The sequence below is a fragment of the Prevotella sp. S7-1-8 genome, from assembly GCF_000758925.1.
Classification (GTDB): domain Bacteria; phylum Bacteroidota; class Bacteroidia; order Bacteroidales; family Bacteroidaceae; genus Prevotella.
The window spans coordinates 1-13241 of sequence record NZ_JRNC01000048.1 but is presented as its reverse complement, the minus strand read 5'-3'; the positions used below and the strand labels follow the sequence as shown (position 1 = coordinate 13241).

Genomic DNA, 13241 nt, shown 5'->3' with positions numbered 1-13241 from the left:
GCCGGCCACTCGAGCCAAGCCGTCGGGCCAAGAACGCAAAAAAAACACACCATGCATCCACTCGAAAAATTCAGGTACTGCCCCGTTTGCGGAAGCAAGCACTTTGACGCGCAAGACGACAAAAGCAAGAAATGTGACAACTGTGGGTTCGAATATTACCTAAACCCCAGCGCGGCCACCGCGGCCATCATACTCAACGACCATGACGAGCTGCTCGTGCTAACCCGGAAAAAAGCCCCCGCCAAAGGCACGCTCGACCTGCCGGGTGGCTTCGTGGACATCGGCGAGACCGTGGAGCAAGGCGTGGCGCGCGAGGTGAAAGAGGAAACCGGCTTGGACGTGACGCGCGCCAAATTTCTTTTCAGCCAGCCCAACGTGTACATGTACGCCGGCTTCGAGGTGAGAACCGCGGACTGTTTTTTCTTTTGCCAAGTGAAAGACGTGTCGGTGGTCAAAGCTTTGGACGACGCGGCCGCTTACCAATGGATTTCGCTGCGCGACATCCACACCGAGCTTTTCGGCTTGAGATCCATCCGTCAGGGGCTGTACGACTTTATAGACTGGTATGACAAACAGAGAAACGGGGAGGCGGAAAGTGGAAGTATTGAGAAATTTGTATGATAAAATACGCATTTCGATCACTCCGTTTTGAATGAGACATGTGCACAACTGTCAAAAAAAAATACATAAAATCGTGACAAGAAAAACTTGTCTAATAGCACACGAAAATCAACTTTTTCAGCCCTTACCCCATCAACAAGAGGTGTCTAAACTCTATTTTTAGCGGTCGAATGCCACTGCCATTATGCGTCCAAACCTTAATCGTGGCGCGACAAAGCATTAAACGTTTACCCATTAAATACTATTCACGCCACGATTAAGCATTAATGGCGAAGCGATTAAGCCCTAAAGACACCACCCACGCAAACGAATTGTTTAACGCCAAACGAGCAATCGTAACACGACCCTGACTTTCAGGCAGTTACCAAACATGCCCATTTCTTGCATATTTGGAAGCAAAGGCACGTCCATGCGCAAGCAAGCCAAATATGAGCGTATATTTGTCAACATAATTCAAACTCAAAACATGACTCGCACATACCATGAAAATGTGCAATGTACGTTATGAATTACGAATTATTACCTTTTCTTTTCTATTAAAAAAACAAAAAATATTATATATAATAATGTATAAGAAAATGTTTTAATTACTTTTGCCAACCATATAAATAACATGTACGCAAGTATGCAAGACAATTTAGTTATCGTAGAGAGCCCGGCGAAGGCTAAGACCATAGAGAAATTTCTCGGAAAAGATTACAAGGTGATGTCCTCATACGGGCATATTCGAGACCTCAAAAAAAAGGAGCTAAGCATAGACGAGAACACGTTGGACCCGTGTTATGAAATTCCGGAAGAGAAGAAAAAAATTGTAGCGGAACTCAAGAGAAACGCCAAGCAAGCGGGCAAGATTTGGCTCGCGTCGGATGAGGACCGCGAGGGAGAGGCCATCAGTTGGCACCTTTGCGAGGTGCTTGGCTTGGACGAGGCGAAGACCGCCCGCATCGTATTCCATGAAATTACGAAAAGTGCCATAAAGGAGGCCATTGCCCATCCGCGACACTTGGACATGAACTTGGTGGACGCACAGCAGGCGCGCCGCCTGCTGGACCGTATCGTGGGTTTCAAGCTCTCGCCCGTGCTTTGGCGCAAAGTGAAGCCCCAGCTCTCGGCCGGCCGTGTCCAAAGCGTGGCCGTGAGACTTATCGTGGAGCGAGAGCGAGAGATACAAGCGTTCAACACCGAGCCTTACTATCGGGTGAGCGGCATCTTCACCGTGAGAAACACGGATGGCAGCAAAAGCGAGGTGAAAGCCGAGTTGGACCGCAGGTTCAAGACGCACGAGGAGTCGGTGGCGTTTCTTGACAAATGCAAAAACGCCACGTTTACCGTGGACAACATCGTTAAAAAACCCACGAAACGCACGCCGGCCCCACCCTTCACCACCTCTACGCTACAACAAGAGGCCGCGCGGAAACTGGGGTTCACCGTGTCGCAAACCATGATGGTGGCCCAACGGCTGTACGAGGCCGGCCGCATCACATACATGAGAACCGACAGCGTAAACCTGTCGACGTTGGCCATCAACACGTGCAAGGAGGAAATCACCAAGTCGTACGGCGAGAAATACAGCAAGCCTCGCAACTATCACACGCACTCCAAAGGAGCGCAAGAGGCGCACGAGGCCATCAGGCCCACTTTCGCGAGCGAGCGCGGGCAAGACCTCTCAAGCCAAGAGCGCAGGCTCTACGACCTGATATGGAAACGCACGATAGCCTCGCAAATGGCCGACGCCCAACTGGAGAAGACCATCGTGACCATTGACGTGGAAGGCGTGGACGAGAAATTCGTGGCCACCGGCGAGGTCTTGGACTTCGATGGATTTATCAAAGTATACCGCGAGTCGACCGACGAAGACGACAACACCCGCGAGGAGGCCACGCTCTTGCCGACCCTAAGAGTGAGCGACAGGCTGGAGAGGCAGGAGATAGCCTCCACGGAGCGTTTCTCGCAAAGCCCATACCGATACACAGAGGCGAGCTTGGTGCACAAGCTGGAGGAGCTCGGCATAGGGCGCCCATCCACTTACGCCCCAACAATATCCACCATCCAACAGCGCGAGTACGTGGTAAAGGGAGACAAGCCAGGCAACGAGCGCACCTACATGGTGGACACGCTGAAAGGCAACGGCATAACATCCGACAAAAAAACGGAGATGGTAGGATCGGAAAAAGGAAAGTTGCTGCCCACCGACATCGGCATCGTGGTGACAGACTTCTTGGTGGACAGCTTTCCGGAAATAATGAAATACAACTTCACCGCAAAGGTGGAGCAACAGTTTGACCTTATCGCCGAGGGAAAAGAGGAGTGGAAAGACATGGTAAAGCAATTCACCAAAGATTTCGCCCCTGAAGTGGACAAGGTGATACAAAGTCGCTCCGAGCACAAGGTGGGCGAACGGCTGCTGGGCGAGGAACCAGCGACGGGCAAGCCAGTGTCTGTCAAGATAGGACGATTTGGCCCCGTGGTGCAGATAGGATCGGCCGACGACGAAGAGAAGCCGCGCTTCGCGCAGGTGCCCAAGGACAAGAGCATAGAGACCATTACGCTTGACGAGGCGCTGGAACTGTTCAAGCTGCCGCGCCACATTGGCGAGTTTGAGGGGTCCGAGGTGACCATCGGCACCGGGAGGTTTGGCCCTTACGTGCTGCACAACAAGAAATACGTATCGCTGCCCAAGGGTGAGAACCCTCTCACGGTGACACTTGGAACAGCCGTGGCGCTCATCGAGACCAAACGGCTACAGGAAAAGGAGAGGCACATCAAACAGTTCGAGCAAGACAACAAGATGGAGTTGCTGAAAGGGCGTTACGGACCGTACGTGGCCTATGACGGCAAAAATTATCGCATAGACAAGAAACTGCACGAGCGCGCCTTGGCCGGAGACCTGAGCTACGAGGAGTGCATGGACATCGTGAGAAACGCCCCGGAGCCCAAGACAAGCAGGCGCAAGAAATAACCACCCACAAAAACGGCGCAAGGCATGACAAACGAATCGCGCGGCAAGGACATAACCCGAATTGCGCTTGTAGGATATATGGGGGCAGGCAAGACCACCATTGGCAAGGCTTTGGCAAAAGACTTGGCGCTGTCGTTCTACGACCTCGATTGGTACATCCAAAACCGCATGCACAAAAGCGTGAGCCAAATCTTTGACGAGCGAGGCGAGGAAGGCTTTCGACTCATTGAGCGAAACATGCTGCACGAGGTGGCCGAGTTCGAGGACGTGGTCATCAGTTGCGGGGGGGGGACGCCATGTTTTTTCGACAACATGCGGTACATCAACCAACAAGCGCGGAGCGTTTACCTGAAATGCCATCCGGACACACTCTACGCCCACCTGCGCATGGGACGGGCAGTGCGACCACTGCTGCTCGGGAAAAACTCTGACGAAATGAAAAAATACATCGCCGACCAATTGGAAGAACGCGAGCCATACTACCTCATGGCCAAGCACACGGTGGACGTGACGCTGATGGACAGCTGCCTAAAAATAAGCAACACGGTGGCCAAATTGAAAGAAACGTTGCGCATAGGATAACGGCAGTATGCGACACAACATTCATTTTTTAATAAAAAGACCCGCTTACAGACATGAAAAAATGGACTATTGAAGATTCGAAAGAGCTTTACAACATCAACGGTTGGGGCACTTCCTACTTTGGCATCAACAATAACGGCGACATGTACGTCACGCCGTGCAAAGACAACACAGAGATAGATCTCCGGGACGTAATGGACGAATTGGCGCTGAGAGACGTCACGCCACCCGTGCTGCTACGTTTTCCCGACATACTCGACAACCGCATAGAGAAGACGGCCTCATGTTTCACCAAAGCCAAGGAAGAATACAATTTCCAAGCGGAAAACTTCGTTATCTATCCCATCAAGGTTAACCAGATGCAGCCAGTGGTGGAGGAGGTGATCGGTCACGGCAAGAAATTCAACCTCGGCCTTGAGGCAGGCTCCAAACCAGAGCTACACGCGGTGATCGCCGTGCAATGCCAAAGCGACTCGCTCATCGTCTGCAACGGCTACAAAGACGAAGACTACATAGAGCTGGCATTGCTCGCGCAGAAGATGGGAAAGCGCATCTTCATCGTCGTGGAGAAGCTCAGCGAGCTGGACACCATAGCCAAAGTGGCCAAAAAGCTACACGTGGAACCCAACCTCGGCGTACGTATCAAGCTCGCCTCATCAGGCTCGGGCAAGTGGGAAGAGAGTGGTGGCGACGCCTCCAAGTTTGGGCTGACAGCCACCGAGTTGCTACAGGCCCTGCACAAACTCGACACAATGGGCATGCACGACTCCCTAAGGCTCATCCATTTTCACATCGGCAGCCAGATAACAAAAATAAGACGCATACAAACCGCGCTGAGAGAGGCGGCGCAATACTACATCAACCTGCACAAAATGGGCTACGCCGTCAACTTCGTTGACTGTGGAGGAGGTCTCGGCGTGGACTATGACGGCACCCGAAGCTCAAGCAGCGAAAGCTCGGTGAACTATTCCATACAAGAGTATGTCAACGACTGCGTGTCCACTTTCGTAGAAGCCGCGGACAAAAACGGAATCCAGCATCCCAACATCATCACCGAAAGCGGGCGCAGTTTGGCCGCTCACCACTCGGTATTGGTCATCGACGTGCTGGAAACGGCGTCGCTACCAGAGATGCCCGAAGAGTTCGAGGCCACGGAAGAAGACCACCCCTTGGTGAAAGAGCTGTACAATATTTGGTGCAACATCAACCCCAAGCGCATGCTCGAGGATTGGCACGACGCCGAGCAAATACGCGAAGAGTCGCTCGAACTATTCTCACATGGCATCGTAGACCTGCAAACGCGCGCCGAAATAGAAGCTATGTACTGGAGCGTTTGCCACGAAGTGAACACCATTGCCAAAAGCATGAAACACGTACCCGATGAGCTTCGCAGCCTGGACAAATTGTTAGCCGACAAATATTTCTGCAATTTCTCGCTCTTCCAAAGCCTTCCAGACTCTTGGGCCATAGACCAATTGTTCCCCATCGTGCCCTTGCAACGGCTCAACGAGCGTCCCACCCGCAAGGCCACGTTGCAAGACATCACGTGCGATTCTGACGGAAAGATCAGCAATTTCGTGGCCGACGGGCACGTTTGCAGCGTGCTGCCACTACACGCCTTGAGGAAAAACGAGCCTTATTACTTGGGCGTTTTCCTTGTCGGAGCCTACCAAGAGATACTCGGCGACATGCACAACCTATTCGGAGACACCACCGCGGCGCACATCAGCGTGAAGGATGGGCGATACAACATAGACCAAATTTTTGACGGGGAGACCGTCGAGGAGGTGCTTGAATACGTACAATACAACCCCAAGAAACTCGTGCGCCAATTGGAACAATGGGTGGCCAAGAGTGTCAAGCAGGGAAAAATATCAATCACGGAGGGCAAAGAGTTTCTCAACAACTACCGATCGGGGCTTTACGGTTACACCTATTTAGAGTGAGACCAAACCTTGCCCCGCCTCGCGCGAAACACTCGCGAGAGCCCATCGCACAACCCTCTCCACGCGAGCAAACGTGGAGGGAAAAGCCTTGAAACATGTCAGAAATTAGTTTTCGAAACGATATCATGCCGCTCAAGAACCAGCTGTACCGGCTGGCGCTACGCATTACACTCGACGATGCGGAGGCGGAGGACATCGTGCAAGAAACGCTTATCAAGGTTTGGAACCAGCGCGATCGATGGAACGGGATAGAAAACATGCCGGCTTTTTGCTTCACCATCTGCCGAAACCTATCCTTGGACAGCATCAAGCGGCAGGCCAACCAGCACCAATCGCTGGACAACACACCCGTGGAACATGCCGACAACACCATCACGCCATCCGAAAAAACCATCCAGCGAGACCAAGTGAGCTTGGTACGGCGCATCGTGGACAACCTGCCCGAGAAGCAACGCAGCTGCATACAACTACGCGACTTCGAGGGCAAAACCTACAAAGACATCGCCGAAATTCTCGGCATATCCGCCGAACAGGTCAAGGTGAACATTTTCAGGGCACGCCAAACCATCAAACTAAGATTTCAAGACTTGGACGCTTACGGACTATGAAAACCATGCCTACATCTTAACACCCAGAAAACAAAACAAAAGTTAAAACGCCATCGCGCCGTAACTTTACTCCCGCCCAATCGTCATTATTACAGCAAACAAGAATATCGACAATGGATTACAAATACATCGACCAACTCTTAGAGCGCTATTGGCGCTGTGAGACCACCCTTGAGGAGGAGGATATCTTGCGCGTTTTTTTCAGCCAAGACAACGTTCCAGTGGAGTTGTCGCGCTACAAGGCTCTCTTCCGCTATGGAGAAAGCGAGCGCAAACACGATGTGTTGGGAGATGATTTCGACAACAAGCTGATGGCCATGATAGGCGAACCCGAGCCGGTCAAAGCTCGCGCGATCACCATGACACAGCGTTTCAAGCCGCTTTTCAAGGCCGCGGCCACCGTCGCCATCATCCTCACGTTGGGCAATGCCATGCAGTTCTCGTTCGATCGTCACAACACCGACCCCATGAGCAGCTATGACGGCTACGCCATGCCGGAGATAGACAAGGCAAACCCAATGGCCATGGGCGACAGCGCCACTATCGACACCATGAAGCAAACCATGGCTCTGCCAGCCACAACGCATGACAAATCCATGCTGAAATAAGACTATTTTCTATGCTTTCTCTATAAAATAATGTTTAGTAAAACAACTTGAGGCTGTGAAGCTTCGTTTCTCTCAAATTTTTCATAACATACTAACGTAGAGAAGGGGTCACCACTCGACATCGAGCCGTGACCCCTTATTTTATGCCCACAGGCCAAACAAGCGCAGCCATCAGCAATGGCAAGGCGCACCCCAAGCGACCAAAGAGGCGTCGTGTCGCTTCGCATCATCGCGTGTCAACCCCGCGGTCGCCTCAGTCTCAACGCCAATTGATACAGGCTTGGCACGATGATACACACCGAGAACAACAACCCCAACCACATGGTTCGACTGTCTCCGTGAAACAAATCGATGAGTTGACCATCCGCCGATGAGGGTAGCAGGTTGAACATGAGATAGGCCACCGTGTTGTTTATCCAGTGGAACACCACACCCGGGATTATGGAATTGGCGCGATAATACATCCATCCCAACAGCAAACCGATAATCATGGCATGCGCGAATTGGGCTTCGTTGCCATGCACCGCGCCAAAGATGAGGGCAGAAATGGCAATGGCTATCCAATGCATGCGCCCAGCAAATACATGCAACAGTTTGCCAAGGATAGCTCCCCTGAACACCACCTCCTCCGCCAAAGGAGCCAAAACGCCTATGGCCATGTACCCCACCGGCTCACTCATGATGCTCTCAAACGTCCGCATCGCACTCTCGGGCATCGCAAGATTCATCCGCTCTTGCAACCATTGCGCCGGCAAGATGGAGCCCAAGGCCAAGCACGCCACCCACGCCAAGACCGTCCACGCGCGCATAAAGAGCCACGCGCGCGTCAGGCGCGCCCATCGGGCGTACACAAACACAACGACAGTGACAACGCTGCTCAGCGCCGATACAGCCACCAACGACTTGCCGCCCACGCCGATGGACCCATGATAGACATGGCCCGCGAACTCAGCCCACGACATGCCGTTACGCCAAGCGTCAGCTCCCGACACGCCAACCAACACAAAATACTGTATGACAAAAAACATCACCACATACAGCACGACGTCAAAAAAAACACGAGCTTGTTTATTCAAAAGCATTCTCCGTTAATATTTTTTTTATTTCTTTCTCATCCAGTTTTAGTTGGTCCGCCAAAGCGTTGACGTCTTCGAACTTGCGCTCAGGCCTCACCCGACGCACGAAAGACAAGCCGAGCCGTTGCCCGTATATATCCTCGCTAAAATTGAAGATATGTGTCTCCACCGTCAGCCCGCGCCCGGCGAACGTAGGCCTCAACCCTATGTTGGTCATGGCGGGCAGCGAGCGGCCGGCCGACCCAACCCTTGCCATCACCGCATACACACCATTACACGGTATCAACTGACCTATACGCGACACGTCGAGATTGGCCGTGGGATAGCCCAACTTCCTACCCTCCTTGTAACCATCAGACACCCATCCATACAATGTGTAGTCGCGGCCCAAGCAGCGAGCCGCAGACGCCACGTCGCCCGCACGGAGAAAAGCCCGCACCGCCGACGAACTGACTGCCATGCCATCCGCCACGAAGGCAGACGCACGCGTAACCCGCATGCCCATCTCGCGCCCATAACGGACGCAATCGTCAAAACTATCCGCGCGATCGTGCCCGAAACGGTTGTCATACCCGACAATCAATTGCCGGACACACAGCCGCGCGCGCAGCACCTCATCCATGAAACGGCGAGCGGACAACATTGCCATCGCCTTGTCAAAACGCAGCACAACCGCCACGTCCACGCCCGTTAGCCCAAGCAATCGCAACTTCTCGTCGAGCGGGGTGAGTAGACATGGTTGGAAATCCTGTCGCAACACAGAGCGCGGATGGCGGTCGAAAGTGATTGCCATGGACCCCAAACCCAACGCGCGGGCGCGATCCACCACTTGTCTCACAAGATACTGATGCCCCCGATGCACCCCATCAAAGAAGCCCACCGTCGCCACGACAGGGCGCGCCAACGTCACGCTTTCACTATCAAGATATATCGTTCTCATGGTCAGCCTTTTGTTTCCGGGCCATTCTCCAACGCCCCACGGCACGTGTCAACTCGCCCGAGCCAAGCACCGCCACGCACGAGCCGCCCACTATCGCCATCCACTCCGCCGCGCTGAGAGGAAGCGTGCGAAACACTCTGCCGCCAAAAGTGACGATGGCCCATTGTCCCACCAAGATGAGAACCGACACGAACAACAGCCCGCGGTCGCGCGCCAGGTGGCGAAACGCGCTGTGATGGCTACCCAGGCATTTAGCGTTGAAGAGATTCCAAAAATGCAACATGACAAACGTGGTGAAGAAAAGGGTCAGCTCATGCACATCTATCACACTGCCGGGGCCATGTCTCTCACACCAAAGCAGAAACGCGAGCATCGCCGCGAAAAATAGCGTGCCGCACCATAAAATAGCGTTTCGCATGGCCTTGGTAATGATAAATTGGGTTGGTTGGCGAGGCTTGTCGAGCATGACCTCACGCGACGGGGGGAGCGAGGCCAAGGCGATAGCCGCAAATGTGTCCATGATGAGGTTGACCCATAGCATTTGCGTCACCGTGAGCGGAACCTCCGTGCCTACGAACGAGCCTGCGAGCACAAGCGTCAACGCGGACAAGTTGATGGCAAGCTGGAAGAAGAGGAAGCGCTGTATGTTCTTGTAGAGCGAGCGTCCCCACATCACGGCAGCGGCGATCGAGCGGAAACTGTCATCCAAGATCGTGATGTCCGACGCCTGCTTGGCCACCGACGTGCCCGACCCCAACGACAATCCAACGTGCGCGTGGTTGAGCGCCGGCGCGTCGTTGGTGCCATCACCCGTGACGGCCACCACCTCGCCTCGACGCTGCAACAATTGCACCAACCGCCGCTTGTCGGCCGGTCGCGCCCGGGACATCACCTTGAGCTTAGGCGCCAACTCGTAAGCCTCGTCGTCGCTCAACGCCGCGAACGCCTCGCCGGTGACGTGCCAACTATCCACTTCGTTTTGTTTCTCGAAATCATGGGCATGCCGATCCTCCGCGTTTGGATCGTGATCGTTCCATATACCTATCTGCCGGGCTATCTCTATGGCCGTGGCCGAGTTGTCGCCAGTAACGACCTTCACTTCTATACCGGCCTTGAGGCACTCTTCGACAGCCTGCGGAACGTCCGGGCGGATTGGGTCCTCTATGGCGAACATGGCCTGGTAGCGCAAGCCCGCGGTGGCAAGATCCGCGCCTTGCCCACACGCCAGCGCTATCACGCGCATGCCGGCGCGCTGGTAGGAGGCCAGCTTTTCGGCCACGTCGGCGCGCTCACCGGCTCGCATGTCGCACATGCTCAAAACGACCTCCGGCGCGCCCTTGACGTAGATTTGCCGGTCATCAGTCACCGTTGCCATGTACTTGCTCTCGGTAGAGAAAGGCTGCTGCTTGGCCACATGGGCCGCCGCGCGAATGGACCGGTAGTCTTGCCCCCGCGCTTGCAACCATCTCAGCAACGCCACCTCGGTGGGATTTCCCACGCCTTTGCGCCCATCCAGATGAGCCGTGGTGTTGACGGCCACCCCCCTGAAGACGCTATCCATCACAGATGGGCCTGCCGCCACGCACGCTTTCACCACCATGCGGTTTCGCGTGAGCGTGCCCGTCTTGTCGGTGCATATCACTGTCACGGCTCCCATGGTCTCCGAGGCGTGCAACTTGCGCACCAAGTTGTTCGACTTGAGCATACGCCGCATGTTGAGCGCCAACGCGAGCGTCACCGCCATGGGCAGGCCCTCGGGCACCGCCATCACGATAAGCGTGACCGCCACCATGAAATAGTTGAGCGCGACGTGGGCCATGCCAAGATAGTCAGAGCCCTGCCAAATGGCGTTGGTGAGGATGTCGCGCGCCATAAAAACCACAAAGGCCACTATGGCCACGGCCGTGCCGACCTTGGATATGAACTTGGCCAATTTGTCAAGCTGCGTTCCCAACGGTGTCTTGGTCCCGGTTTGCTCGGTGGCGCTGATTGCCACCCTGCCTATCTCGGTATGGTCGCCCACCCGAGTCACCACGGCCTCGCCCCGTCCGTTCATGACCATCGACGAGCGCAGCACCACATGTGGTGGATAGGCGGCATGCTTGTCGGCGTCGGGCAAAGAAGCGGCCGTGGAAAACGACCGGCGCGACGAAGCTCCCTCAAGACTCTCCGCGACGCCGTTAGCCTGCGTGTCGGCACGCAATGATTTGGTGGCCATCTGCTCGCCGGTGAGACTCGACTCGTCCACTTGCAGGTTGACAGCCTCTGTCAAGAACCCATCGGCCGGTATTTCATCGCCCACCTCCAAAAGCATGATGTCGCCCACCACCACGTCGCGACGCGGTATCTGCGTCACGTGGCCATCGCGACGCACCTTGACGGGCTGGTCCTCGTTGATCAAAGTGAGCACCCTGAACTTCTTGGCGGCGTCCATCTCAAAATAAAACCCTACCGTCGTGGCTATAAATATGGCCGCGAAGATACCAACGGTCTCCACGAAATCGTTCTCCACGAAAGCCAAAAACAACGACACGAAAGCAGCCACAAGCAGTATCTGGATAATGGGATCGCGATATTTGTCCAAGTAAAGTCTATAAAACGACGCTGGCTTGGGAGGCGTCAACACGTTGTCGCCATGCTCTCGGCGACTTGCCGACACTTGCTCGTCTGTCAATCCGCGCGTCAACATGTCACGGGAGGTCTGCTCTGTCATAAATAATGTTTTTATATTGGCAAAGTTACTCAAAATACAAAAATTGACCAATATATTCGCTTGTTATTTGTTCCGGCAACACAAACTAAAAAGCGCGCAATGGCATGCCACCATCAAAGATTTATATTTTATGTCAAATTTTAATCACAAAAAACAAGCAAGGACGAGGGGGTGTTTTAGCGATGGGAAAGGCATCCGACCCAAGTCAATAATGCCATCCAAGCCATAAAAGAGAGCGCGTTTTTTGTTTCGGCACGCGCGAAAGCACTAATGGCGACACGTTCAGCGCTTAACGAAAGCGCGACCGACACCCAACGACGCCGCGATTGACGCTCATTCACCACGCGATTAAGCCCTAAACGCAAACCCACAAAAAACTTTTATCGCGCAACACGCCATTCCATTGCCATAAAATCCTGAAGCACAATGATTTGATAAAAACTCCAAATCAGGGCGCATTTACAAAAACACAAGACACATTTGTGTGTACGCTAAGCATGGAGACCTTTTTGTCATGTTTTTTACACATGCCATCGACGCCTCAAAACGGCGCGAGCCAAACGCTCGTCGCCGCATTGCATGCCACGCGACGTTCTGTCACGGGCAAGAGTGTTTTCTGTCGTCAAAACAGCGTTTGCCTTGCCATGTCACGTCAGTCCCAACCTCACACAAGACCAAAAACAGAGCATCAAGTTGTCAAAATTGCACGTTTTGCCTTTTTTTTGCCAAAAACATTTGGAATTTTGCTAAAAACCCACTACCTTTGTGGCCACTTAACTCGTTTGCGTCATTGCAAACATACATGGACTTGTAGCTCAGTTGGTTAGAGCAACAGACTCATAATCTGGAGGTCATAGGTTCAAGCCCTATCTGGTCCACATTGAAAATCAAGGAGTTACGCTATTAGCGCAACTCCTTTTTCTTTTGCTTGCGAACACATTGCGAACACGGGATATCACAGAATACATGCAATTATAATTATCCATTATCTATTTGTCCTTTGTTTTTCCTATTTTAACAAACCTTATACAACCTCAAATCGTAAGATTTCTACGTGCAGATTAAAAATCGAAGTGCAATAAAAGAGTACCCCTCGTCGAGAGATGCAGACGTTCTCGAAGCGTATCAAGAGGCTGTCTGCATCTCTCGGCGAGGTAAAGAAACAACCAGCAATACATATAAAAAAAA

9 protein-coding genes and 1 tRNA gene are annotated in these 13241 nt (G+C 53.3%); 7 read left to right on the top strand and 3 right to left on the bottom strand.

Annotated features, from left to right (window positions below; all coding sequences use genetic code 11):
* Positions 1-51 precede the first annotated feature (51 nt).
* The 6 genes from HMPREF1640_RS08030 (at position 52) to HMPREF1640_RS08005 (ending at position 7324) form a co-directional block, all read left to right on the top strand.
* Positions 52-621 carry an NUDIX domain-containing protein gene (locus tag HMPREF1640_RS08030; RefSeq protein WP_036893808.1) on the top strand — a complete coding sequence of 190 codons (570 nt, stop codon included), beginning with the start codon at positions 52-54 and terminating at the stop codon, positions 619-621.
* Between the two features lie 625 nt (positions 622-1246).
* A complete protein-coding gene (gene topA / locus HMPREF1640_RS08025; RefSeq protein WP_036893779.1) occupies positions 1247-3580 on the top strand; it encodes a type I DNA topoisomerase in 2334 nt (777 codons plus the stop codon).
* 24 nt (positions 3581-3604) lie between these two features.
* The gene (locus HMPREF1640_RS08020; RefSeq protein WP_036893778.1) at positions 3605-4162 is read left to right on the top strand and encodes a shikimate kinase; all 558 of its coding nucleotides are present in this window, start codon (positions 3605-3607) and stop codon (positions 4160-4162) included.
* A gap of 53 nt (positions 4163-4215) precedes the next feature.
* A complete protein-coding gene (gene speA / locus HMPREF1640_RS08015; RefSeq protein ID WP_036893777.1) occupies positions 4216-6108 on the top strand; it encodes a biosynthetic arginine decarboxylase in 1893 nt (630 codons plus the stop codon).
* 95 nt (positions 6109-6203) lie between these two features.
* A complete protein-coding gene (locus HMPREF1640_RS08010; RefSeq protein WP_036893776.1) occupies positions 6204-6716 on the top strand; it encodes an RNA polymerase sigma factor in 513 nt (170 codons plus the stop codon).
* Positions 6717-6829: 113 nt separating this feature from the next.
* Entirely contained in the window at positions 6830-7324 is a 495-nt protein-coding gene (locus HMPREF1640_RS08005; protein ID WP_036893775.1) for a hypothetical protein, read from the top strand.
* Positions 7325-7560: 236 nt separating this feature from the next.
* On the opposite strand, the gene HMPREF1640_RS08000 is transcribed toward HMPREF1640_RS08005, so the two are convergent.
* From HMPREF1640_RS08000 to HMPREF1640_RS07990, 3 genes are read right to left on the bottom strand one after another with little or no spacing between them, the layout of a single operon-like run.
* Positions 7561-8406 carry a CPBP family intramembrane glutamic endopeptidase gene (locus tag HMPREF1640_RS08000; protein WP_156098758.1) on the bottom strand — a complete coding sequence of 282 codons (846 nt, stop codon included), beginning with the start codon at positions 8404-8406 and terminating at the stop codon, positions 7561-7563.
* Entirely contained in the window at positions 8393-9340 is a 948-nt protein-coding gene (ribF, locus tag HMPREF1640_RS07995) for a riboflavin biosynthesis protein RibF (protein WP_036893773.1), read from the bottom strand. Before ribF ends, HMPREF1640_RS08000 begins: the two co-directional genes overlap by 14 nt.
* A complete protein-coding gene (locus tag HMPREF1640_RS07990) occupies positions 9321-12053 on the bottom strand; it encodes a calcium-translocating P-type ATPase, PMCA-type (protein WP_036893771.1) in 2733 nt (910 codons plus the stop codon). The genes ribF and HMPREF1640_RS07990 overlap by 20 nt, the downstream gene beginning before the upstream one ends.
* A gap of 804 nt (positions 12054-12857) precedes the next feature.
* Between HMPREF1640_RS07990 and HMPREF1640_RS07985 the strand changes: the two genes are divergently transcribed.
* Positions 12858-12931: transfer RNA gene (locus HMPREF1640_RS07985), tRNA-Ile, on the top strand.
* Positions 12932-13241: the final 310 nt, after the last annotated feature.